This window comes from Pseudomonas cyclaminis, from assembly GCF_015163715.1.
In the GTDB taxonomy this organism is placed as follows: domain Bacteria; phylum Pseudomonadota; class Gammaproteobacteria; order Pseudomonadales; family Pseudomonadaceae; genus Aquipseudomonas; species Aquipseudomonas cyclaminis.
Genome location: NZ_JADDUM010000188.1, coordinates 39,144 through 63,906 on the forward strand (window position 1 = coordinate 39,144; position 24,763 = coordinate 63,906).

Below are 24,763 nucleotides of genomic sequence, written 5' to 3' on the forward strand. Positions count from 1 at the left end.
ATAAGCCTACATGAGATTCGTCTTATAGCTCATTTCCCCTGTGGCCTAGTGCCCTGGAGCTTTTTCATGGTAGATCACTCATCGCCGCCTCGGGCTCCACTGAGCGCTGGCAGTCTGCTCGTCAGGTTGGCGGGTATCGGCGCTGTGGTTGCGGTTGTGGCGGGGGCCTTTGCCTACGTCAATGGCACCCTCGACCCACAGCGCCTGCGCCCGAAAACCTTGGTCAATGCCTTGGAAACCAATAACGGCGTGCATCCTGGCTTTCGCCGTAACCATGCGAAGGGTGTATGCGTGGCCGGGTATTTCGAGAGCAGTCCCGAGGCGCGTGCGTACTCCAGTGCCCAGGTGTTCAGCGAGGCCAGGACGCCGCTGGTGGGTCGGCTTGCCTTGCCCAGTGGCAATCCTTATGCGCCGGACAGCAGTGTGCCGATCCGCAGCTTCGCTGTGCAGTTCAGCCAGGCCAACGGCCAGCAATGGCGCACCGGCATGAACAGCATGCCGGTGTTCCCGGTGGGCACGCCCGAGGCGTTTTACCAGATGCTCAAGGCCGGCGCGCCCGACCCGGCCACCGGCAAGCCGAACCCGGCGAATATGCCGGCATTTTTTGCCTCACATCCCGAAACGGCGGCGTTTTTGGCGTGGGTCAAGACCGCCAGGCCATCGGCCAGTTATGCGACTGAAACCTACAACGGCATCAACGCGTTTTACCTGGTGAGCGCCGATGGCACGCGCCGGGCCGTGCGCTGGGGCGTGGTGCCGCAGAGCGAGGGCGCGGCGGGGGATGCGGCACCGGCCGGTGCGGACTTTCTTGAGAAAGACCTGGTGCAGCGCCTGGCGTCAGGGCCGTTGCGCTGGCAGTTGAACATGACCCTGGCCAACCCCGGCGACCCGCTCGACGACGCGAGCAAGACCTGGACCGGCGAGCACAAAGTGTTGAACGCCGGCACCCTGGTGCTGCAAAGCAGCCAACCCCAGGCCGATGGCGATTGCCGTGACATCAACTTCGACCCGCTGATTCTGCCCAGTGGCATCGAAGCCTCCAATGACCCGCTGCTGGCCGCCCGTTCGGCGGCGTATGCCAGTTCATACCTGCGCCGTGCCGGTGAAGTCAGCCCGTTGCACAGTGCCCCTCAGGAGTCGAAACCATGAATGCCCAACCTCGGTTTTTCGCGCCCGTGGCACGCCTGCTGCACTGGTTGATGGCGCTGATGGTCATCGCCATGTTGTTTATCGGCGCAGGCCTGGCGGCGTCGGTGTCAGAGCGGCATGAGTGGTTGATCCACCTGCACAAGCCGCTGGGAATTGCGATCCTGGCGTTGGTGATCGTGCGTCTGGCGGTGCGCTTTTCCACCCGTCAGCCGCCATTGCCGTCTGACTTGCCGCTGTGGCAAGTGCTGGCGGCCAAGGCCTCTCATCTGCTGCTGTATGGGTTGATGCTGGTGTTGCCGCTGCTCGGCTGGGCGATGATCTCGGCGGCGGGTGACCCGGTGATGCTCAGCAGTTCGGTGCAATTGCCCGCGCTGGTGGCGGCCAATGCGCCGCTGTTTGCGCTGCTGCGCAAGGCCCATGGGTTTCTGGCTTACCTGCTGTTTCTGACGGTGCTGGTGCACCTGGCGGCGGCGTTGTTCCACGGGCTGATTCGACGGGATGGAGTGTTGCAGAGCATGACCGGCACCAAGGACTGATGCCGGCCGTGGGCAGGGTGATCAGCGCAGGACCGTGACCATATCGGCCACCGTACTCAGTACAGCCTTGCCCAGTTGCTTGGAGCGCTCACCCGACCAACCGGTTTTCGGGTTGGGGCTGTCGTTGTTGTCCTTGAATGGCATTTCCAGGGTCAGGGACAGGCAGTCGTACTTCTCGCCGACGGCATTACAGGCCAGGGTCATATTGGCTTCGCCCGGCAAGTCGCGGGTGTAGCCGTGGGCGGTCTGGAAGTCGCGGGTCAGTGCACTCAAGTGCTGGCGGAAGTGCTTTTCCAGCGCTTCGATGCGCGGGGTATAGCCGGGGTTGCCTTCACAGGCGGCGGTGAACACGTAGGGGATTTCTTCGTCGCCGTGGATATCGAGGAACAGGTCGACACCGTAGTGTTTCATCTGTTGCTGCACAAACAGCACTTCCGGGCTGGTTTCCTGGCTGGCGGTTTGCCAGGCACGATTGAGGTCCTGACCCATGGCGTTGGTGCGCAAGTGCCCGTGGAAGGCGCCGTCGGGGTTCATGTTCGGCACCAGGTACAGGTCGGCAGCGGCCAGGAGTTTTTTCATCTCGGCATCGCCGTCCTGTTGCAGGCGCTCGATGATGCCTTCCATAAACCATTCGGCCATGTGTTCGCCGGGGTGCTGCTGGGCGATGATCCAGACGTTGCGACGGTCTTCGCCGCCGTTACCGCGGCGCAGCAGTTGGATGTCGCGGCCTTCGACGCTTTTACCGGTGGCCAGCAGTTTAGTGCCTGCGTATTTCAGCGCCTGATCGATCAGCCAATCATGGCGTTCGCGGCTGTAGGGTTCGAAGTAGGCAAGCCAGGCGTGTTTCTCGCGGGTTTCGAGGCTGATGTGCAGGATCTCGCCGTCAAAGCGTGTGGGTACTCGGAACCAGTTGATGTGGTCGTAGGACGCGACAGCGTTGTAGCCGCTCCAGGCATGACTATACGAGGAGCCTCCCGCGTTACTCAGGCGAAAAGTGTGGGTGTGGCCCACGTGCATGCCTTCGGCCTTGAAGTGGAACCACTGGAAATGAGGGCTATGCGTGTCGGGTTTGATCGCCAGCAGTAACTGATAGGCATCGCTGGCGTCGAGCACCTGGATATTGCCACTGTCGAAGTCGGTGCTGATTTTGATGGAGGTCAAGGCCACGGTCATAGTCTGGTTGCCTGAATATGAGTGTTGTGGCGGCTATATTACACAGGAGTCTGGTAAAGCCTGGATGCAAAATTGTTGCAGGGAGGAGGGGGGCGTCGTCCATGACGCCGCCGCAGGTTAGAATCTATGAGATTGATTCTCAAGCGCTATTTCGCAGAGATGTGAACCAGAGCGCCCGACTGACTTTCTTTCGGCGATGGTCTTTTGCTACCATGCGCGCCATCGAGCAACACACAGTCTTCATTAGCCTGAAGCCATGCCAGGGAAACTGGCAAAAAAAAGACCCGGCCAAAGAGCCGGGTCAAAAACCGTGATTAGCCTGATGAGGAGATATTCCAAGAGTCCGACCTAAGGTCCCTTGGTCTATCGACTGATCTCGCGATCAGCTGGGTCCAATAATAATCATTATCATTTGCAAGTCAAATGTTTTTATCCATGGGATAGAAATATTTTTCTTTCGCGCCTGTTATACGTTCGCCCGGGCCTCATGCCCTTGCAGCGATCGCTCCACCATCGCCTTCGCCATATCAATCAAATACACCACTGAAAACGCCAGGTCGCGCTGATTGCCCTGATGGTTGCTCGCCGATTCGTAGGCGGTGGCGGCAGCGCTGCGCAACAGGTCTGAGGCATGCACCAGGGCTTCCTCGTGGCTGATACCTGGCTTGATGGCGAAAAAACGCTCTTCCGGGGCTGGTGTCGACATATTTTCTTTCAAGTAAAAGTCCAGCGCACGCTGGGCTGCACCGCTGCTGCGCAGGTTGTACACGTCATCATTTTCAGGTGTTTCAGGCAGTAGATACGGGCTCGTCGTCATAAGGGGCGATACTCTGGGTGGGGGGCGAAAACCTTATGTCTGATGATAGTACTTATCGTATTCATGTCGTTTTATGGATTACTACAAACTGTTTATTGCCCTGGAAAATACCTGCCGTATTGTCTGGCGCCATGGATAACTGGATCGCGTTGGTCAAGGCCAACATGAAAGACCGCAAGGTCACACAGAGTGAGCTGGCTGAACGCATGGGCATGTCCCAGGGCGGTGTGGGCCATTGGCTCAGCAAGCGCCGTGTGCCGAGCCTGGCGGATATGAACCGGGTCCTGGAAGAACTGGGGCTGGGCGACTTGGAAGTGGTACAGGAGGTGCGTGAAAAAACCGACGACGCACTGATCCCGGCTAAACAGTACACCCCGTATTTTCGTTACCCGGTCGGCGAGTGGAGGGGCCTGTGCGAAGTCCGCGAAGAGCGCCCCGATTATGGCGCCGTGCGCTTCGAATTGAGCGACTACCATGCCCACGGAAACGCCTTCTGGCTCCCTGTGACGGGGGATGCGATGACGGCGCTCAGTGGCCTGAGCATCGCTGCCGGCATGCTGATTCTGGTGGACCCAGCCATCGCCGCCGAACCCGGCAAACTGGTGGTTGCCCAATGGGCGGACAGCCCACAGGCAACTTTTCGCCAGTTGATGGAAGAAAGCGGCGAACGCTATCTGGTGCCGCTCAACCCGACCTACCCGAAACGGCTGTTCACCGACGATTGCCACATCCTCGGTGTGGTCGTACAGGCCACGGCGAAGTTCTAATCGGCGGTGTCGAGTTCCACCAGCACGCAACCTTCGGCAACCATTTCGCCTTCCTGGCAGAATAGCGCCTTGACCACCCCCGCCTGGGGTGCGCGGATGCTGTGTTCCATCTTCATCGCTTCGAGCACCACCAGTTGCGTGCTCGCTTCGACCGCTTGGCCGACCTCCACCAGAACTCGGACAATGCTGCCGTTCATCGGCGCCGTGAGGCCGCCCTGGTGAGACTGGTTCGCCTCCACAGCGGCAATCGGGTCGAACAGGCTCACGCCATGCATCTCGCCATCCCAACGCAAGAACACGCTGCCCTCGCGGCGTACTGCCAGGTGTGAGCGACGCACACCGTGATGTTCGATCAGCAGATGTTCCCCGCGCAGTTGCGGAGCCTCTTCGCCCAGCGTCACCCGGCGCTCCTGCCCATTGCAGCTCAAATGCAGGGAAACCTCGGCGGGCAGCCCTGCACGAAAGCCACGGGTGTCCGCCCACGGTCCGTCACCGGTCGGCAAGCTCTGCATGAAGGCCGAGCCCGCCGCCTGCCAGAATGCATCGCTCAGCTCGCCGGGTGCCGGCAGCAATTGATCCTGATAACGCGGAATAAACCCGGTATCCAACTCGGCCGCGGCAAATGCCGGATGGCCAATGATGCGCCGCAGGAAACCCAGGTTAGTCTTCAGGCCACCCACGGCAAATTCATCAAGCATGCTCAGCAAGCGCAGACGTGCCTGCTCGCGGTCCTCGCCCCAGGCAATCAGCTTGCCGAGCATCGGGTCATAGAACGGCGACACACGGTCCCCTTGTTCGACGCCGCTGTCCACCCGGCGCCCCGTGCCAGGCGCAGATTCGCGGTACAGCGCCAGGTGCCCGGTGGCAGGCAGAAAATCATTGGCCGGGTCTTCGGCATACAAGCGCACTTCAATTGCATGGCCGATCAGCGGCACCTGTTCCTGGGTGATCGGCAGCGCTTCGCCCTGAGCCACACGAATCTGCCAGGCCACCAGGTCCAGGCCGGTAATCGCTTCGGTTACCGGGTGTTCCACCTGCAGCCGCGTGTTCATCTCCATAAAGAAGAACTCGCCGCGCGCATCCAGCAAAAACTCCACGGTACCGGCGCCCACGTAACCAATGGCCTGCGCCGCACGCACGGCGGCTTCGCCCATGGCCCTGCGCTGTTCAGCGCTCAGCCCAGGCGCTGGCGCCTCCTCGACGACTTTTTGGTGCCGACGCTGGATCGAGCAGTCACGCTCATTGAGGTACAGGCAATGCCCCTGCTGATCGGCAAATACCTGGATCTCCACATGGCGCGGCTTGAGCAGGTATTTCTCCACCAGCATCTGGCCGTTGCCAAACGACGACAGCGCTTCACGCTGGGCCGAGGCCAGGGCTTCAGCCAGTTGACTGACGTGCTCAACCACCTTCATGCCTTTGCCGCCGCCGCCCGCCGTGGCTTTGAGCAGCACCGGGTAGCCGATACGCTCACAGGCGGCGCGGAAGGTCTCCAGGTCCTGGGCTTCGCCGTGATAACCCGGCACCAACGGCACACCGGCGGTTTCCATCAGCGCCTTGGCGGCGGATTTGCTGCCCATGGCGTCGATGGCCGAGGCGGGCGGGCCGAGGAAGATCAGGCCGGCGGCTTCAATCGCTCGGGCAAAATCGGCGTTTTCCGACAAAAAGCCATAGCCCGGATGAATCGCCTGGGCGCGCTGGCGCGGGCGGCGGCGATGATCTTGTCGATTTGCAGGTAACTTTCCGTGGCCTTGCTGCCGCCCAGGTCGACGCGGATATCCGCCTCGCGACTGTGCCGAGCATCGCGGTCAATGGCGCTGTGCACGGCCACGGTGGTCAGGCCCATGGCCTTGGCGGTGCGCATCACCCGGCAGGCAATCTCCCCCCGGTTGGCTACCAGCAGCGTCGTCAGTGTGCTCATGGGCGCGGCTCCTGGGATTGCCAGCTCGGTGACCTTTTTTGCAGGAACGCCCTCAACCCTTCCTGGCCCTCGGCGCTGACGCGAATCCGTGCGATGGCATTTTCGCAGTAGCGGCGCAGTGCCGGGGTGAGTGCGCCGTTGCCCACTTCACGCAACAGGTCTTTGCTGGCGCGCATCGCCGCCGGGCTGTTTTGCAACAGGTTGGCGATCCACTGCTCCACCTGGGTATCCAGCTCACCGGCAGGGTAGCTTTCCGCCAGCAGGCCGATCTCCCGCGCACGTTGGCCAGCAAAGCGCTCGGCCGTCAGGGCATAACGCCGCGCCGCCCGTTCGCCGATCGCCTGGACCACGAACGGGCTGATCACCGCCGGAGCCAGGCCAATGCGCACTTCCGACAGGCAGAACTGCGCATCATCGGCACCTATCGCCATGTCGCAGCAACTGATCAAGCCCAGCGCCCCGCCGTAGGCCGCGCCTTGCACCACCGCCAGGGTCGGGATTTTCAGCTTGGCCAGGTTGTACATCAGCTCGGCCAGTTCGCGGGCGTCGTCCAGGTTGGTGTGGTAATCCAGCTCGGCCGACTGCTGCATCCAGGCCAGGTCCGCACCGGCGCTGAAGTGCTTGCCGCGTCCGCGCAGCACCAGAAAGCGCAGGGCCGGGTCGCCTTGTACGTGGTCGAGGGCAATGATCAGTTCGCGGATCATTTCGGCGTTGAACGCGTTGTTCTTGGCTTCACGACTGAGCCACAGCGTGGCAAAGCCACGGCTGTCGGTGATCAGTTCGAGGGTATTGAAATCGCTCATGGGTACAGCTCCAATTACATGCGGAACACGCCGAAGCGGCTCGGCTCGATAGGGGCATTCAAGGAGGCGGACAGCGCAAGGGCCAGCACCTCGCGGGTCTGCTGCGGATCGATGACCCCGTCGTCCCACAGGCGGGCGCTGGAGTAGTAGGGATGGCCCTGGGTTTCATATTGATCGAGGATCGGCTGCTTGATCGCGGCCTCTTCTTGCGCGCTGAACGCATTGCCCGCACGCTCGGCCTGCTCACGCTTGACCTGCACCAGCACGCCCGCAGCCTGCTCGGCGCCCATCACGCCGATGCGCGCATTCGGCCACATCCACAAAAAGCGCGGGTCATAGGCGCGGCCGCACATGCCGTAGTTACCGGCACCGAAGCTGCCGCCGATGATCACGGTGAACTTCGGCACCTTGGCACAGGCCACGGCAGTGACCAGCTTGGCGCCGTGCTTGGCGATACCGCCGGCTTCGTATTTCTGGCCAACCATAAATCCGGTGATGTTCTGCAAAAACAGCAGTGGAATCCCGCGCTGGCAGGCCAGCTCGATAAAGTGCGCGCCTTTTTGCGCGGCTTCGGCGAACAAAATCCCGTTGTTCGCCAGGATGGCCATCGGGTAGCCGTGCAAGTGCGCAAAGCCGCATACCAGCGTGGTGCCGAACAGCGCCTTGAACTCATCGAACACCGAACCGTCCACCAGCCGCGCAATCACTTCGCGCACATCGAACGGCTGCTTGGCATCGGCCGGGATCACGCCGTACAGCTCATCGGCGCTGTACAACGGGGCTAACGGTGCGCGTTGCACCAGTTGGCCCTGCTTGCGCCAATTGAGGTTGGCCACACTGCGGCGGGCCAGGGCCAGGGCGTGTTCGTCGCTGTCGGCGTAGTGGTCGGCCACGCCGGAGATTTTGCAGTGCACATCGGCACCGCCCAGGTCTTCGGCGCTGACCACTTCACCCGTGGCCGCCTTCACCAGCGGCGGCCCGGCGAGGAAGATGGTGGCTTGCTGACGCACCATGATCGCCTCATCGGCCATGGCCGGCACATAGGCACCACCGGCGGTGCACGAGCCCATCACCACGGCGATCTGCGGAATGCCTTGGGCGCTCATGTTGGCCTGGTTGAAGAAGATCCGCCCGAAGTGCTCGCGGTCGGGGAACACTTCGTCCTGACGCGGCAGGTTGGCGCCGCCGGAGTCCACCAGGTAGATGCATGGCAGGCGGTTTTGCTCGGCGATAGTCTGGGCGCGCAGGTGTTTTTTTACCGTCAGCGGGTAATAGGAACCGCCTTTCACCGTGGCATCGTTGGCGACGATCATGCATTCGACACCTTCCACGCGGCCGATCCCGGCGATCACCCCGGCCGCAGGCACATCTTCGCCATACACCTGATAGGCGGCCAATTGGCTGAGTTCAAGGAACGGCGAGCCTGGATCGAGCAGGCGATTGATGCGCTCGCGGGGCAGCAGTTTGCCCCGTGAGGTGTGCCGCTCCTGTGCCTTGGCGCCGCCACCTTGTTGCACATGGGCGAGCAGGGTGTGCAGGGCGTCGACCTGTTGGCGCATCGCCGCACTGTTGGCGGCAAACTCCGCCGAGCGGGGGTTGAGTTGAGTGTGCAGGGTGGCCATGGGCGCGCTCCTTCAGCGGGTTTCGTTGAAGAGTTCGCGACCGATCAGCATCCGTCGGATCTCACTGGTGCCGGCGCCGATTTCGTACAGCTTGGCGTCACGCAGCAGGCGTCCGGCAGGGAATTCATTGATGTAGCCATTGCCGCCGAGAATCTGGATCGCGTCCAGGGCCATTTGCGTGGCGCGTTCGGCGCTGTAGAGGATCACCCCGGCGGCATCCTTGCGCGTGGTCTCGCCACGCTCGCAGGCCTGGGCCACCGCGTAGAGGTAGGCACGGCTGGCGTTGAGTTGGGTGTACATGTCGGCGACCTTGCCCTGGATCAGCTGGAATTCGCCGATGCTCTGGCCGAACTGCTTGCGGTCGTGGATGTACGGCACGATCAGGTCCATGCAGGCCTGCATGATCCCGGTAGGGCCGCCGGACAGCACCACACGCTCGTAGTCGAGGCCACTCATCAGTACTTTTACGCCGCCGTTGAGCACGCCGAGGATGTTTTCTTCGGGCACTTCGACGTCATCGAAAAACAGCTCGCAGGTGTTAGAGCCGCGCATGCCCAGCTTGTCGAACTTGCCGCTGCGGCTGAAGCCTTTCCAGTCCCGCTCGACGATGAATGCGGTGATGCCGTGGGGGCCTTTTTCCAGGTCGGTCTTGGCATAGATCACGTAGGTGTTGGCGTCGGGACCGTTGGTGATCCAGGTCTTGCTGCCGTTGAGTACGTAGCGGTCGCCGCGTTTGTCGCGCGCAGTTTCATCGAGACCACATCGGAGCCGGCATTCGGCTCGCTCATGGCCAGCGCGCCGACGTGTTCGCCGCTGATCAGTTGCGGCAGGTACTTGAGTTTCTGTGCGTGATTGCCGTTGCGGTTGATCTGGTTTACGCAGAGGTTGGAGTGGGCGCCGTAGGACAACGCCACCGACGCCGAGCCACGGCTGATCTCTTCCATGGTCACCACGTGGGCCAGGTAACCCAGGCCCGCACCGCCGTATTCTTCCGCGACGGTGATGCCCAGCAGGCCCATGTCACCGAACTTGCGCCACAGGTCGGCGGGGAACAGGTTGTCACTGTCGATCTGAGCCGCGCGGGGCGCGATCTCCTTGGCCACGAAGGACTGCACCTGGTCGCGCAGCATGTCGATGGTTTCACCGAGGGCGAAGTTCAGGGACGGGTAACTCATGGACAGGCACCTTAATGTGAGCTTTGTTGTTGTGTAGATGGCGCGCCAGGGAAGGGCGCTCACCTTTACGTTAACGTAAGCTTGCGTTGCGGTGCTGTCAATCGTAGTTTACGTATACGTCAACCTACAAAAAAGACAACAGGGGTCGTTATGCATCAACCACACCCGAGCTACAGCCGTGGCGCTCAAGACAAGCCCTTACTGGCCATGACCATTGGCCAGGCGTTCGACCACACCGTGGCGCGCCATCCCGAGGGTGAAGCCCTGGTCGTACGGCATCAGCAGCGCCGCTACACCTGGCGGCAACTGGCCGAAACGGTTGAGTTGCACGCCCGTGCATTCCTGGCCTTGGGCATGCAGGCCGGCGACCGCCTGGGCATCTGGGCACCCAATTGCGCCGAGTGGTGCATCACCCAGGTCGCCAGCGCCAAGCTCGGCGTGATCCTGGTCAATATCAACCCGGCGTATCGCAGCAGCGAGCTGGAGTACGTGCTCAGGCAATCCGGTTGCCAGTGGCTGGTGTGCGCCGGATCGTTCAAGACCTCCGATTACCACGCCATGTTGCAGGCCCTCAACCCCGACCTGCGCGGCCTGATCAGCCTCGACCCCAGCCCGCCTGCCGGGTTCCTGCCCTGGTCGCAGTTGGCAACCCTGGGCGCAGGCGTCCCGCCAGAACAATTGCACAACCGCCAAGCCAGCCTGCACTTCGATCAGCCCGTGAATATCCAGTACACCTCCGGCACCACGGGTTTCCCAAAGGGCGCCACCCTCAGTCACCACAATATCCTCAACAACGGCTACATGGTCGGTGAGAGCCTGGGCCTTACCGCGCAGGATCGCCTGGTGATCCCGGTGCCGTTGTACCACTGCTTCGGCATGGTGATGGGGAATCTGGGCTGCATCACCCACGGCACCACCATGATCTACCCCAATGACGGTTTCGACCCGCTGCTGACCCTCACCGCCGTCGCCGAAGAACGGGCGACCGGCCTGTACGGCGTACCCACCATGTTCATCGCCGTGCTCGACCACCCCCGCCGTGGCGAGTTTGAACTGTCCACCTTGCGCACCGGCATCATGGCCGGCGCCACGTGCCCCATTGAAGTGATGCGCCGGGTCATCGACGAGTTGCACATGGGCGAAGTGCAGATAGCCTACGGGATGACGGAGACCAGCCCGGTGTCGTTGCAGACTGGCGCGGATGACGACCTGGAGCGCCGCGTGACCACCGTCGGCCGCACCCAGCCGCAACTGGAAAACAAAATAGTGGACGAGGCGGGCAACACCGTCGCACGCGGCCACGTGGGCGAACTGTGCACCCGTGGCTACAGCGTGATGCTCGGCTACTGGAACAACCCCGAAGGCACCCGCGAAGCGATCGACGACGCGGCTGGATGCACACCGGCGACCTGGCGAGCATGGATGAGCAGGGTTATGTGTGCATCGCCGGGCGCAACAAGGACATGATCATCCGCGGTGGCGAGAACGTTTACCCACGGGAGTTGGAAGAGTTTTTCTTCACCCACCCGGCGGTGGCTGACGTGCAGGTCATTGGCATTCCGGATGAGCGCTACGGCGAAGAGATCGTCGCGTGGGTCAAGTTCCACCCCGGCCAAATGGCCAACGAGCTTGAACTGCAAACCTGGTGCAAAGGGCGCATCGCCCACTTCAAGACGCCCAGGTATTTCAAGTTCGTGGAAGATTTTCCGATGACGGTGACGGGCAAGATCCAGAAATTCCGCATGCGCGAGATCTCTATCCAAGAGCTGGGAACGCCGCCTGATTAACGTCAGATGAACCTGTGTGGGGGGCAATCTTTCTCCCACATTACTGATTAGCAAATCCCGAAAAGCACAAAGGGAACCCGAAGGTTCCCTTTAATTTGTCGTTACGTGCTCTTTTTTTATTATTGAGGGGCGGTCTATTGTTGTTTTTGGCAACCGTTACCCTTTACCGCTGTTTTTTTGCGACCCCCATTCAGGGTCAAGAGCAAACGTATTTTTTTGAGCGCTGATCTGCTTCTTCGCACGCGATCCAACCAGTGGGTAGCTACCTGAGGTAGTTTTATTTTTCTCTAACCGGTTGCGGGTTTCGGCACGCCGTACCCTGCAAAGCACATCTTCTCCAAAAAAATCTGTTAGCTGCGTCTCTGCCGTGTTGTTTTTGTTATGTCAGAGTCGTTTCGTCTTATTTTTATTAGGTTTGGCGCTTTTTATTCTTGTTATGCCATAGAGATAGCAGAAGCCGTGCCAACTTTTAAAACCCCTTTAAAATCAATGGTTTGATTTTTTCGTAGGAAATATCTGGCGGTAAACACTACAAAATATGTTCCCGTGTTACTCGATGTGTAGGCGTGCGGTAACACATTGTCACGGCTACGCTACTCAACCGGCTGACCGCGCCTTGGCTACCCGTGAACCGGTTGGGCGTCCCACTACGTTGCTGATTTGCAGCCCTGCGCGAATCAAGGCCTCCAGGTCGATCCCGGTGTTGATCCCCAGCCCGTCGAGCAGGTACACCACATCCTCGGTGGCGACGTTACCGCTGGCGCCCTTGGCGTAAGGGCACCCGCCGAGGCCCGCGATAGAGCTGTCGAATACGTTGATCCCTTCCAGCAGGCTGGCGTAGATGTTCGCAACCGCCTGGCCGTAGGTGTCGTGGAAGTGGCCCGCCAACCTGTCCCGTGGCACCTGGGCGCCGACCACTTCGAACAACCGCCGCGTGGCGCCTGCTGTGCCGGTGCCGATGGTGTCGCCCAAGGACACCTCATAGCAGCCCATGGCGTACAACTCTTGCGCCACTGCGGCCACCTCTTCCGGGGCAACCGTGCCTTCGTACGGGCAGCCCAGCACGCAGGACACATAACCACGCACACTCACGCCATGCTGCTTGGCCGCCGTCATGATTGGGGCAAACCGCTCCAGGCTTTCACTGATGGAGCAATTAATATTGCGCTGGGAAAACGCCTCGGACGCCGCCGCAAACACCGCGACTTCCTTCACGCCAGCCGCCAGCGCATCTTCAAAACCGCGCAGGTTGGGGGTCAGCGCGCCGTACGTCACACCGGGTTTGCGCTGGATCTGCGCGAAGACCTCGGCAGAACCGGCCATCTGCGGCACCCACTTGGGCGACACAAAGCTGCCGACTTCGATGTAGCTCAAGCCGGCAGCGCTGAGGGCGTCCACCAGTTGCACCTTGTCGGCCACACGGATGGGCTGGGCTTCGTTCTGCAAACCGTCGCGTGGGCCGACTTCGACCAGGCGTACGTGTGAGGGGAGGGGCATGGCAACTACCTTCTTATCAGTGGTCAACCTGGCTCATGGTGTCCGCCAGGGCCTGTGTGCAGCGCTCTTCGGCGGTGTCCAGTTCGAGTTTCATCTGTTCGATATCCAGCAACTGTTGCTCAAGCTGCTCACGGCGCTCGGCGATTTTGGACAGCATGCTGTTGAGCTGGATGTGATTGCCGCTGGTGGGGTCGTAGAGTTCGATCAGTTCGCGGCATTCGGCCAGGGAGAAACCGATGCGTTTGCCACGCAGGATCAGCTTGAGGCTGACCTTGTCCCGCGCTGAGTAGATGCGTTCCTGGCCCCGGCGTTCAGGGGCCAGCAGGCCTTGTTCTTCGTAGAAGCGAATGGCGCGGGTGGTGATGTCCAGCTCGCGGGCGAGGTCGGAGATACTGTAGGTGGTGCTCATGACGGCGCTCAATAAAGTCTTGGCGCTAAGCTACTGTCGGGTTGACGTAAACGTCAAGCTCGCTCGCCACCAACCTTCAAGCCTGCTTGCCATCCAACTTCTTCTCATGAGCCGTAACCTGTTGGCACAACTCGATCATCTGCTCACGCATCCAGCGGTTGGCAGGGTCCTGGTCAGTGCTTTCGTGCCAGTACAGGTGGGTTTCCACCGGCGGTACGTCATTGACTGGCAGGTTGACCCAGTGCAACTCATGGCGCCGGGCGAAACGTTCGGGCACGGTCATCACCATGTCGGTCTGCTGCAGCACCTGGGAGGCCATCAGGTAATGCTGGGAGCGCAGGGCGATCTTGCGTTGCAGGCCCATCTTGCCCAGGGCCAGGTCGACATGGCCCAGGCCGTTGCGGCGACTGGAGATATGGATATGGGTCAGCCCCAGGTAATCATCGAGGGTCAGCTTGTCCTTGCCTGCCAGCGGATGGCCTTTGCGCATGGCGCACACGTAGCGGTCTTCCATCAGCTTGACATGGCGCACTTGCGGGTCGGTGTTGAGCGGCGCGTCCACGGCAAAATCCAGGCGCCCGGCGGCCAGTTCCTTGGTGGTCTCGCGGCGTTTGGACAAGAAGCTCTCAATGACCACGGTGGGCGCCAGGCGGCGCAGGCGCTGGAACAGCAGCGGCAGGATCACCGCCTCGGTGAGGTCGGTCATGCTGATGCGGTAAGTCTTGGCGGCCTGCTGCGGGTTGAAAATCCGGCTTTCCTGCACCGACACCCGCAGCAACGACAGCGCATTGCGCACCGGGCCGATGATGTTCTGCGCCATCGGCGTGGGCACCATGCCTTGGGCGGTACGCACGAACAGTGGGTCGTTGAAGGTCTCGCGCAGGCGGGCCAGGGCGTTGGACACGGCCGGCTGGGTAATGCCCACGATCTGTCCGGCGCGGGTCAGGTTGGCTTCGGTGTAGATCGCGTCGAAGACGATAAAGAGGTTGAGGTCGACCTTGCTCAGATTCATTGGGTTGCGCTCTTATTGTTAGGTGGCGATTTGTTACGTGCTCAGACGCCGATCATATATCGGTGATGAATGTTAATACATGCCGAGAATAGGCTAGGTAAATTATCAACGCTGTTCTAGCATCGATTGCATGACCTAAACAACCTCTCAAAAAGGGAGCTGCTCATGGATTTCGCCTATTCGCCCAAGGTTCAGGAACTGCGTGAACGCGTCACTGCGTTTATGGATGCTTACGTTTACCCGGCCGAGCCGGTGTTCGAACGCCAGGTCAGCGAAGGTGACCGCTGGCAGCCCACCGCCATCATGGAAGAGCTGAAAGCCAAGGCCAAAGCCGAGGGCCTGTGGAACCTGTTCCTGCCTGAGTCCGAACTGGGCGCCGGCCTGACCAACCTCGAATACGCGCCGCTCGCCGAAATCATGGGTCGCTCGTTGCTGGGCCCGGAGCCGTTCAACTGCTCGGCGCCGGACACCGGCAATATGGAAGTGCTGGTGCGCTACGCCAACGAAGAGCAGAAACAACGCTGGCTCGAACCGCTGCTGCGCGGCGAGATTCGCTCGGCCTTCGCCATGACCGAACCGGACGTCGCCTCCTCGGACGCCACCAACATGGCCGCCCGCGCCGAACGCCAGGGCGACGAGTGGGTGATCAACGGCAAGAAGTGGTGGACCTCCGGTGCCTGCGACCCGCGCTGCAAGATCCTGATCTTCATGGGCCTGAGCAACCCCGACGCGCCGCGTCGCCAACAGCACTCGATGATCCTGGTACCGGTGGACACCCCCGGCGTGAAAATCCTGCGCCCGCTGCCGGTGTTCGGCTACGACGACGCGCCCCACGGCCATGCCGAAGTGCTGTTCGACAACGTGCGTGTGCCGTATGAAAACGTATTGCTGGGTGAAGGGCGCGGCTTTGAAATCGCCCAAGGTCGCCTTGGCCCAGGCCGCATCCACCACTGCATGCGCTCCATCGGCATGGCCGAGCGTGCGCTGGAATTGATGTGCAAACGCGCTGTCAGTCGTACCGCGTTCGGCAAGCCGTTGGCCCGTTTGGGCGGCAATATCGACAAGATCGCCGACTCACGCATGGAGATCGACATGGCGCGCCTGCTGACCCTGAAAGCCGCGTACATGATGGACACCGCGGGCAACAAAGTGGCGAAAAGCGAGATCGCCCAGATCAAGGTAGTAGCGCCAAACGTGGCGTTGAAGGTGATCGACCGCGCCATCCAGATCCATGGTGGTGCAGGGGTGTCCAATGACTTCCCACTGGCCTACATGTATGCCATGCAACGTACCCTGCGCCTGGCCGACGGCCCGGATGAAGTGCACCGTGCGGCGATCGGCAAGTTTGAGATTGGCAAGTATGTGCCTCGGGAAATGATGCGCAGCGGACAGTAATACCGCGTCGCCTGCAATCGGGGGCAAGCCCCCTCCCACAGGTGACCGCGTATCTCCAATAGAAATGCGGTCAAATGTGGGAGGGTGCTTGCCCCCGATGAGGCCGGATCAGGCACTGACGATCCAGCAGCCCTCAGTACACCCAAACCTCCACCCGCCGATTCTTGATCCGCCCCTCATCCGCCGTATTCGCCGCCACCGGCATCTGCGCGCCAAACCCACGGATATCGCGCAACACCACGCCGTTCCTGACCAACTCCCGCCGCACCGCCATCGCCCGCAGTTTCGAGAGTAGCGCCGCCCGCTGCGGGTCATTCTTGGCGTCGCCAAACCCCACCAGTGTCACCTGCTTGTCCAGCTTGTCGTGGCTCTTGAGATACGCCACCACCCGCTGCACATCCTGGCGCGCCTTGTTATCCAGGCTGGCGCTGCCCTCTTCAAAACGAAAATTCACCGTCAAGCGCTGGGCGTCCCGGGCGATGGCTTGATAGTCGTCGGGCATGGTCGGGCGCGGTTCCACGGCCATGGCCTGCACCTGCTGCGCGATAAACCCGCTGGCGGCCACAATCGCCTGGCCTTTGCTACTTTGGGCAAAGTCCACCAACGCCTTGGCCCACGGGTTATGGCCCGAGGGCGGCAGGTAAAAGAACAAGCGGCGCGACAGCGGGTAATCCTCTGTGGCGATCAGGCTGTTGAGCGGCAACATCGGTTGCGAGTCGCCATCCACAATCGCCACCGCCTTGGCCTGGCGTACGTAGGGCAGGCCAATAAAGCCAATGCCTTGGGGATCCTGGCTCACCGCGTCGGACAACTGCTCGCTGGACTCGAAACGCTGGGCCGAAGAGGCGAGGGGCTTGCCGCGCAGGCGCAGGACCAATTCCTTGAACGTGTCGTAGGTGCCGGACTGGTCATCGCGGGCGTAGAGATGAATCGCGCCGCCGATGCCGCCCAGCGCCTCCCAGGTGCTGATTTCACCGTTGAAAATCTGCGCCAGTTGCTCGGTGTTCAACGTGTTCAGCGGGTTTTGCGGGTTGAGGATGATGGCGAGGCCGTCGATGGCGATCACCTGTTCGGCTTCGGGGCTTTTGAGGTCGCCGAGGGGTTCCAGGTCCACCAGTTCGCTGTCCTTGATTGGGCGAGAGGAAGCGGCCAGGTCGGCGCTGGTTTTCTTCAAGGCGGCAAAACCGGTGCTGGAGCCGTGGGCCGCGACGTCGATGGTCACGGTCTTGCCCTGGCGCGTCTTGCCGATCACACGTCGTTCATTGGCGCCTTCGCCGGGTTCGATGTGCACGCCCTGTAACCCTTGATATTCCATCAAACCCTTGGACAGCGCCGGTGCCAGGGCCGCGCCAATGGTGTTGGAACCCTGGATGCGCAAGGCAGGCCCTTGGTCGGGCACGGGTAGGGAAGCAGCCACAGCGGGCAGGGAAAGCACACAGCACAACAGGAACAGAACGCGCAGCGTCATGCCGGCACCTTCTCAAGCCAAAGGGAGTGCCGGGACATTAAGTCAGTTGGATTTCAATAATGTGACTGACCCTCAAATGATCAAAAGTTTGGGAGGGGCAAGCCCTCCCCACATTTGATCGTCAGCTCAGTTCCAGCCAGATCGGCGCATGGTCCGACGGTTTTTCCAACCCGCGCAGATCGTAGTCCACGCCCGCATCCTTGACCCGTGACAGCAAGCCGTTGGAGGCCATGATCACGTCAATGCGCAGGCCGCGCTTGGGCTCGTCTTCAAAGCCACGGCTGCGGTAGTCGAACCAACTGAAGCGGTCGGCCACGTCCGGGTTGAGGTGACGGAAGCTGTCCACCAGGCCCCAGTTTTTCAGGCGGGCCATCCACTCGCGCTCTTCGGGCAGGAAGCTGCACTTGCCGGTTTTCAGCCAGCGTTTGGCGTTGTCGGCGCCGATGCCGATGTCGCAGTCTTCCGGGGAAATATTCACATCGCCCATCACCACCAGCGCCTGGTCGTTGCTGAACTGGCTTTCCAGCAGTTGTTGCAGGTCTTCGTAGAAGCGTTGCTTGGCGGGAAACTTGGTCGGGTGGTCGCGGCTTTCGCCCTGTGGGAAATAGCCGTTCATGATGGTCACCGGGTGGCCGTTTTCATCGGCGAAGGTGCCCCAGATAAAACGGCGCTGGGCGTCTTCTTCGTCGCTGGCAAAACCTTTGTGAAGGCTCAACGCCGGCTGACGCGAGAGCAGGGCCACGCCGTAGTGACCTTTCTGCCCGTGGTAATACACGTGATAGCCAAGAGCCTGTACTTCGGCCAGGGGGAACTGGTCGTCGTGGACTTTGGTTTCCTGCAGGCCGATCACATCGGGTTGGTGTTTTTCAATCAGCGCCGCCAGCTGATGGGGGCGGGCGCGCAGCCCGTTGATATTGAAGGAGACGATTTTCATGGTCGGCAGTCCAGTCTTGGCAAAAGGGCGATGCTAGCCGACAAGTCGGACGGGGGCCAGCGTGGCGGTAGGGCAGATGCACTGCTAATGTCTGGGAACGACTGGTGCTGCGTAGGTTCGTACCCATAAGAACGCCATCTATTGAGTGGCGCCCAGGGAGATTGACTGTATGACTGACACTGCCATTGGCGAAATTCGCCTGCTCAACAGCGGCTATTCGCGCGAAGCCCGCTCCCTGCTGTACCAGGCCTATCGGCATGAGCCGACGTTTGCCTACATCTTCGAAGCTGAACGCCCAGGTTACGAGCAGCGTGTGCGCGCCACTGTGCGTGAGCTGGTCAAGCAGCATTTTTTCCAGAAGCTTCCGGCGATTGGGTTATTTGTGAATGACCGGCTGATCGGCATCGCCCTGATTGCACCGCCGCAACGGCGCCTGGGCATCACCGAGAGCTGGGCCTGGCAACTGCGCATGTGGCTGAGCACCGGCGTGCGCGGTACGCGGCGTTATCTGGATTACCATCACGCGGTGCTGGCGTGCCTGCCGAGCGAGTCGGTGCATGTGCTGCCGCTGTTGGGCATTCACCCGCAATTCCAGGGCAAACACTACGGCGAGCAATTGCTCGAAGCGGTGCACAACTGGTGCGCCGAAGACCCGCATTCGTCCGGTGTGGTGCTGGATACGGGCAACTCGCGCTACCTGGATTTCTATAAACGCCAGGGCTACGAGGAAATCGGCGAGGTTGCTGTAGGCCCGATCCTGGAGCATGTGTTTTTTCATCCCAATCCTCAGGCGTTACATGCTGCAACGGCTTAGGCGAGAATTTTTCAGATTCATCCGGGTTATAAGATGCTCCCCAGCTCGTGTAGCATCCGCGCCTATGAAGTTTCCAGGAAGATTTACCCGTGGTTTGATCCTGCTGCTCACCAGTTGCAGCGCCTTGGCGCAAAGCGAATTGGACGTGCGGGTCAAACCCTCAAACGACGCGTTGAAAGCCAACATCGAAGGCTACATCGGCGGGGTGGGCGATCGCGATGAAGAAGCCTTGCTGCGGTTCAGCCGTGGCGCCGAGGAGCAGGCGCGCAAAGCGGCGCAGGCGCTGGGCTTCTATCAGCCGCAGATCGACAGCGAGGTAAAGGGCGGCAAGAACCCGCGCCTGATCCTCAGCATCGACCCCGGCGAACCGGTGCATTTGCGCAACGTGACCATTCGGGTCGACGGCGAGGCGGCGAACCTCAAGTCGTTTCGTGTGCCTGCCAGCAACGACCTCATCTCCGGCGCGTGCTCAACCACGGCCACTACGAAGACGCCAAGCGTCTGATCCAGAACCAGGCCTCGCGCTACGGCTTCTTCAGCGGGCGCTTTATCAGCCAGAAACTCGCGGTGGACCCACAAGCCGGCGTCGCCGATATCGAACTCATCTATGACAGCGGCCCGCGCTACAGCATGGGCAAGGTCAGCTTTGCCGGCGACACGCCGTTTGATGACGAATTGCTGCAACGCATGGTGCCGTTCAAAAGCGGTGACCCCTACGATTCCGAACTGATCGCCGAACTCAACCAGAACCTGCAAGCCAGCGGCTTTTTCGAAGGCGTGCGCGTGGATGCCAGCCCCACCGCCTCAACCAATGACGTGATCCCCGTGGCCGTCAATCTGGACACCCGAAAACCACGCACCATGGGCCTGGGCCTGGGCTACTCCACCGACGTCGTCCGCGCGGCAAGGCCAATTGGACCCGTCACTGGGTCAACCCTCAGGGCCACAGTTATGGTTGGGAGGCCGAACTGTCGGCCCCGCGCCAGAACGTCGGCCTGTGGTACGACATTCCGCTGGACCCGCCGCTCACCGATAAATTGCGCTTCGCCGGTGGCTACCAGAATGAAGAACTGGCCAACACCGACACCCTGAGTAAATTGCTCACCGTCGGCCCGGAATGGCACAGCAAGTTGCCCAGCGGCTGGACCCGGGTAATTTCCCTCAAATACCAGCGCGAAGAATATCGCCTGGGCAACGACTCCGGCCTCAGTAACCTGCTGATGCCGGGCATCAGTTATTCCTACCTGCGCAGCGACAACCGCATCGATCCCCACAACGGCTATCGCCTGCAATTCGACACCAAGGTCGCCAAAGAAGGCCTGGGCTCGGACACCAACCTGCTCTACGGCACGGCCATGGTCAAAGGCCTGACCACCCTGTGGGACAACCACCGTTTCCTGGCGCGGGCGCAAGTGGGCGGCAGTGCCACCAATGGCTACAAGTCGGTGCCGCCTTCGCTGCGCTTCTTTGCCGGTGGCGACCAGAGCGTGCGCGGCTACGAGTACCAGACCCTGTCGCCGGAGAATGACCAGGGTGATCGCATCGGTGGCCGCTACATGGTGGCGTTGAGTGCCGAGTATCAATATTCCATCGCCGAAAAATGGCGGATCGCGACGTTCATCGACCAGGGCAACTCGTTCAACTCCCTGGAACTGCCCAGCCTGAAAACCGGTGTGGGCGTCGGTATCCGCTGGGTATCGCCGGTCGGTCCGATCCGCCTCGACCTGGCCCATGCCCTGGAAGATCCGGGCGGCGTTCGTTTGCACTTTTCCATGGGGCCTGAGCTGTGATGCGTGGTTTGAAAATAGCGGGGCTGGCCGTGGTGGCAGTCCTCGCCGTGCTGTTGCTGGCACTCTGGGCGGTATTGGGCAGCCAAGCGGGCAGCCGCTGGGCCTTGGGCCAGGTGCCGGGTTTGAGCGTGGAGAATTTCCAGGGTCGCCTGGGCGGCCAATGGAGCGCCGATCATCTGCTGTGGCAGCAAGACAGCAGCCGCGTGGAACTCAAGGCGCCCACGTTTGATTGGTCCCCGGCCTGCCTGCTGCGCATGACCTTATGCATTGACCAACTGGATGTGGATCAAATCAGCCTGCAATTTCCACCGAGCACCGAAGACAGCAGCGGCCCGGTTGCACTGCCTGATCTGACGTTGCCGGTTGCCCTGCAGTTGGGCGACGTTCGCATCGGCAGCCTGGTGTTCAACGGCAGCGAAGAACTCAAAGGCCTGCAACTGGCGGCGCACTGGACCGCCGCTGGCATGCAGATCGACTCCGTGCACCTGCAACGCGACGACCTGGTGCTGGACCTGTCCGGCCTGCTGCAACCCAGCGGCGACTGGCCGTTGACCGCCAGCGGTAACCTGAGCCTGCCTTATGCGCCCGGCGGCGCGCCCTGGAGCGTTGCCCTCAAGGTCGAAGGCGACCTGCTCAAGACCCTCAAGCTCGACGCCGACAGCAGCGGCTACCTGCCGGCCAAGCTCAAGGGCGAGTTGCAACCCCTGGCGGAAAACCTTCCGGCCCGGTTGCACATCACCGCTGACGGCTTCAAGCCCAGCGCCGATTTGCCCGACACCCTGCAACTCAATCAACTGGACCTCACTGCCAACGGTGATCTGAAAAACGGCTACCAACTGCTGGGCAAGGCCGTGCTGCCGGCGGAAAAAGGCCCGGTGGACCTGCTGCTGCAAGGCAGGGTCGACGCCAAGGGCGCGCAGATCGCCGGCCTGGACCTGAACGCCGGTGACAAGCAAAGCCTCAAGCTCAGTGCCAACCTGGACTGGCAACAAGGCTTCAGCGCCGACGCCAAGATCGACTGGCTCGACTTCCCCTGGCATCGCCTCTACCCCGTGATCGACGAACCCCAGGTGACCGTGCGTACGTTCAACGGCGAGATTTCCTACAAAGACGGCAACTACCTGGGCAACCTCAAGGCCGACCTCGACGGTCCGGCGGGCAAGTTCAACGTGGTCACGCCGTTCAGCGGCGACCTCAAGCAAGTCTTCCTGCCCGAGCTGAAACTGACCGCCGGCCAAGGCAAGGCCGAAGGCCACCTCAACCTGCAGTTTGCCGATGGCATCGCCTGGGATACCGCGCTCGACCTGTCGGCGCTCAATCCGGCGTATTGGGTCGCTGAACTGCCGGGCACGTTGGCCGGGCCGCTGCGCAGCAAAGGCGAGTTCAAGAACGAGCAACTCAAGCTCACCGCCGACCTCGACCTCAAGGGCCGCCTGCGTGGCCAAACCGCCGTGCTGGCCGCCAAGGCCGAAGGGGCAGGGGAACAATGGACCCTGGCCAACCTGGATATCCGCCTGGGTGACAACCGCATCAACGGCAGCGGCAGCCTGCAACAACGCCTGGCCGGGCAGATCGACATCAAGCTGGCGCGCCTGGCCCAGCTGTGGCCGCAGCTGCGCGGGCAGGTCAACGGCCGCCTCGACGTGGCCGCAGTCTCAAGGCGCCTCAGGGCAAACTCGATCTCAAGGGCCAGCAACTGGCGTTTGCCGACAACCGCCTGCAAAACCTCAGCCTCGCGGCCACCCTCGATAACGCCCAGCGCGCCAGGATCGACCTCAAGGGCAGCGGTATTCAAAGCGGCGACACCCAGGTCGGTACCCTGACCGCCAGTGCCCAAGGTGATATCAAGCAGCAAAAAGTCCAGATGGACCTGGCCGGTCCCTTGCTCAAGCTGGCCCTGGCCCTGGACGGCAACCTCGACAACGGCAACTGGCGCGGGCGCCTGGCCAGTGGTGATGTCCAGGCGGGTGGCCAGGACTGGAAGCTGCAAGCCCCGGCAAAAATCGACTACCTGGCCGACGGCCGGCTGACCTTCGCCGCGCACTGCTGGGTCTCCGGTGCTGCCAGCCTGTGCGGTGAAGACCAGCGCCTGATGCCCGAGCCCAAGCTGCGTTATCACCTCAAGCAATTCCCCCTCGACAGCCTCGCGGCATTTTTGCCCAAGGACTTCGCCTGGCAGGGCAAGCTCAATGCCGATGTGCAACTCGACCTGCCCAACAGCGGCCCCAAAGGCGTGGTGTCGGTGGATGCCAGCGGCGGCACCTTGCGCGTCAAGGACAAGGACCAGTGGCTGGATTTCCCTTACGACACCCTCAAGCTGGAAACCACGCTCAATCCCAAGCGCATCGACACCCAGCTGAACTTCCATGGCGGCAAGCTCGGTGAATTGCTGTTGCAGGCGCAGATCAACCCGCTGCCGAAGAACAAGCCGATCACCGGCAATTTCAGCCTCACCGGGCTGGACCTCGCGGTGGCGCGGCCGTTTGTGCCGATGGTGGAAACCCTCAACGGCAAGCTCAACGGCAACGGACGCATCTCCGGTGGCCTGCTGGCACCGCAGATCAACGGCAATGTGAACCTGATCGGCGGTGAAGTCTCCGGTCCGGAACTGCCCATCAGCCTCGAAGGCCTGAATGTGCAGGCGCTGATCGCCGGTGAAAGCGTGCAGCTCAACGGCGGCTGGCGCAGTGGCAAGGCCGGGCAGGGCAGCCTCAAGGGGCGGATCGACTGGGGTCAGGCCCTGGCCGTGGATCTCAGCCTGCAAGGCTCGCAATTGCCGGTCACGGTCGAACCCTACGCCGCACTGGAAGTGGCGCCGGACCTGAAGATCACCCTGAAGGACGACAAACTGGCGATCGCCGGCAAGGTGCAGATCCCGCGTGGTGACATCACCGTGCGTGAATTGCCGCCATCGACGGTCAAGGTTTCGGACGACACCATCATCGTCGGCAGCCAGACCGAGGAGGGCAAGCCGGCGATGGCCATGGCCATGGATATCGACGTGGCAGTGGGCGAAGACCAGCTCAACTTCTCGGGCTTCGGCCTCACCGCCAAGGTGCAGGGCCATGTGCATATCGGCGACAACATGGACACCCGTGGCGAGCTGTGGCTCAACGATGGCCGCTACCGCGCCTACGGGCAGCGGCTCAATGTGCGACGGGCGCGCCTGCTGTTTGCCGGCCCGCTGGACCAGCCGTTCCTGGACATCGAGGCGGTGCGCGTCACCACCGAGCCGTCCAGGACCGTGACCGCGGGTATTCGCCTGAGTGGCAGCGCGGAGCAGCCGACCACGCAGATTTTCTCCGAACCGGCGATGGCCCAGGAAGACGCGCTGTCGTACCTGGTACTGGGGCGTTCACGCACCACCACCGGCGAAGACAACAACATGCTGGCCGAAGCGGCGCTGGGCCTGGGTTTGATGGGCAGTGCGGGAGTGACCTCGGACATCGCCACCAAGTTGGGCATCCAGGACTTCGACCTCGATACCCAGGGCAGCGGCAATAACACCGCCGTGGTGGCCAGCGGCAAGATCACCGAGAAACTGAGCCTGCGTTATGGCGTGGGGGTGTTCGAACCGGCCAGCACCATTGCCTTGCGCTACCTGTTGAGCAAGAAGGTGTACCTGGAGGTGGCCAGTGGTGTGGCCAGCTCGCTGGATATCTTCTACAAACGCGATTTCTAAGCCTTGCTTGGT

At 61.6% G+C, this 24,763-nt stretch carries 14 protein-coding genes and 5 pseudogenes; 8 read left to right on the forward strand and 11 right to left on the reverse strand.

Going from position 1 to position 24,763, the window contains the following annotated elements:
• Nucleotides 1-66: 66 nt before the first annotated feature.
• Complete coding sequence (locus tag IQK56_RS22025) at nt 67-1,149, forward strand: catalase family peroxidase (RefSeq protein WP_193861827.1); 1,083 nt, start codon at nt 67-69, stop codon at nt 1,147-1,149.
• Entirely contained in the window at nt 1,146-1,685 is a 540-nt protein-coding gene (locus tag IQK56_RS22030) for a cytochrome b (RefSeq protein ID WP_150676635.1), read from the forward strand. Before IQK56_RS22025 ends, IQK56_RS22030 begins: the two co-directional genes overlap by 4 nt.
• Before the next feature lie 21 nt (nt 1,686-1,706).
• Here IQK56_RS22030 and IQK56_RS22035 read toward each other — a convergent pair whose 3' ends face one another.
• Both IQK56_RS22035 and IQK56_RS22040 read right to left on the reverse strand, forming a co-directional pair.
• Entirely contained in the window at nt 1,707-2,858 is a 1,152-nt protein-coding gene (locus tag IQK56_RS22035) for a M14 family metallopeptidase (protein ID WP_150676634.1), read from the reverse strand.
• Between the two features lie 466 nt (nt 2,859-3,324).
• On the reverse strand, nt 3,325-3,675 hold the full coding sequence (locus tag IQK56_RS22040; RefSeq protein WP_122306574.1) for a DUF6124 family protein: 351 nt from the start codon (nt 3,673-3,675) through the stop codon (nt 3,325-3,327).
• 131 nt (nt 3,676-3,806) lie between these two features.
• On the opposite strand from IQK56_RS22040, the gene IQK56_RS22045 reads away from it, so the two are divergent.
• Entirely contained in the window at nt 3,807-4,442 is a 636-nt protein-coding gene (locus tag IQK56_RS22045) for a LexA family protein (protein WP_193861828.1), read from the forward strand.
• Here the strand turns inward: IQK56_RS22045 and IQK56_RS22050 are convergent.
• The 4 genes and pseudogenes from IQK56_RS22050 to IQK56_RS22065 all read right to left on the reverse strand — a co-directional run bounded on the left by IQK56_RS22050 (nt 4,439) and on the right by IQK56_RS22065 (nt 9,963).
• A pseudogene (locus IQK56_RS22050) lies at nt 4,439-6,363 on the reverse strand (acetyl/propionyl/methylcrotonyl-CoA carboxylase subunit alpha). The gene IQK56_RS22045 and the pseudogene IQK56_RS22050 sit on opposite strands and share 4 nt — an antisense overlap.
• Nucleotides 6,360-7,166, reverse strand: coding sequence for a gamma-carboxygeranoyl-CoA hydratase (locus IQK56_RS22055; RefSeq protein ID WP_122306577.1), 807 nt, complete (start codon nt 7,164-7,166; stop codon nt 6,360-6,362). Before IQK56_RS22055 ends, IQK56_RS22050 begins: the two are co-directional and overlap by 4 nt.
• A 14-nt stretch (nt 7,167-7,180) precedes the next feature.
• A complete protein-coding gene (locus tag IQK56_RS22060) occupies nt 7,181-8,788 on the reverse strand; it encodes a carboxyl transferase domain-containing protein (RefSeq protein ID WP_122306578.1) in 1,608 nt (535 codons plus the stop codon).
• A gap of 12 nt (nt 8,789-8,800) precedes the next feature.
• Nucleotides 8,801-9,963: pseudogene (locus IQK56_RS22065) on the reverse strand (isovaleryl-CoA dehydrogenase).
• Nucleotides 9,964-10,113: 150 nt separating this feature from the next.
• Between IQK56_RS22065 and IQK56_RS22070 the strand changes: the two are divergent.
• A pseudogene (locus tag IQK56_RS22070) lies at nt 10,114-11,750 on the forward strand (AMP-binding protein).
• Between the two features lie 597 nt (nt 11,751-12,347).
• Here the strand turns inward: IQK56_RS22070 and IQK56_RS22075 are convergent.
• The 3 genes from IQK56_RS22075 to IQK56_RS22085 form a co-directional block, all read right to left on the reverse strand.
• Nucleotides 12,348-13,247 carry a hydroxymethylglutaryl-CoA lyase gene (locus tag IQK56_RS22075; RefSeq protein ID WP_193861830.1) on the reverse strand — a complete coding sequence of 300 codons (900 nt, stop codon included), beginning with the start codon at nt 13,245-13,247 and terminating at the stop codon, nt 12,348-12,350.
• Nucleotides 13,248-13,263: 16 nt separating this feature from the next.
• On the reverse strand, nt 13,264-13,656 hold the full coding sequence (locus IQK56_RS22080) for a MerR family transcriptional regulator (protein ID WP_122306582.1): 393 nt from the start codon (nt 13,654-13,656) through the stop codon (nt 13,264-13,266).
• A gap of 76 nt (nt 13,657-13,732) precedes the next feature.
• Nucleotides 13,733-14,668: a LysR family transcriptional regulator gene (locus tag IQK56_RS22085; protein WP_150676630.1), complete on the reverse strand. Its 936-nt coding sequence runs from the start codon at nt 14,666-14,668 to the stop codon at nt 13,733-13,735.
• A 165-nt stretch (nt 14,669-14,833) separates the two neighbouring features.
• Here IQK56_RS22085 and IQK56_RS22090 point away from each other — a divergent pair, with 165 nt between their 5' ends.
• A complete protein-coding gene (locus IQK56_RS22090) occupies nt 14,834-16,063 on the forward strand; it encodes an acyl-CoA dehydrogenase (RefSeq protein WP_193861831.1) in 1,230 nt (409 codons plus the stop codon).
• A 133-nt stretch (nt 16,064-16,196) separates the two neighbouring features.
• Here the strand turns inward: IQK56_RS22090 and IQK56_RS22095 are convergent, their stop codons facing one another.
• On the reverse strand, nt 16,197-17,531 hold the full coding sequence (locus IQK56_RS22095) for a substrate-binding domain-containing protein (protein ID WP_193861832.1): 1,335 nt from the start codon (nt 17,529-17,531) through the stop codon (nt 16,197-16,199).
• 121 nt (nt 17,532-17,652) lie between these two features.
• A complete protein-coding gene (xthA, locus tag IQK56_RS22100) occupies nt 17,653-18,465 on the reverse strand; it encodes an exodeoxyribonuclease III (RefSeq protein WP_193861833.1) in 813 nt (270 codons plus the stop codon).
• 169 nt (nt 18,466-18,634) lie between these two features.
• On the opposite strand from xthA, the gene IQK56_RS22105 reads away from it, so the two are divergent.
• The 3 genes and pseudogenes from IQK56_RS22105 to IQK56_RS22115 all read left to right on the forward strand — a co-directional run bounded on the left by IQK56_RS22105 (nt 18,635) and on the right by IQK56_RS22115 (nt 24,751).
• Nucleotides 18,635-19,279 carry a GNAT family N-acetyltransferase gene (locus IQK56_RS22105; RefSeq protein ID WP_112195984.1) on the forward strand — a complete coding sequence of 215 codons (645 nt, stop codon included), beginning with the start codon at nt 18,635-18,637 and terminating at the stop codon, nt 19,277-19,279.
• Between the two features lie 64 nt (nt 19,280-19,343).
• Nucleotides 19,344-21,069: pseudogene (locus IQK56_RS22110) on the forward strand (autotransporter assembly complex protein TamA).
• A pseudogene (locus IQK56_RS22115) lies at nt 21,069-24,751 on the forward strand (translocation/assembly module TamB domain-containing protein). Before IQK56_RS22110 ends, IQK56_RS22115 begins: the two co-directional pseudogenes overlap by 1 nt.
• Nucleotides 24,752-24,763 lie beyond the last annotated feature (12 nt).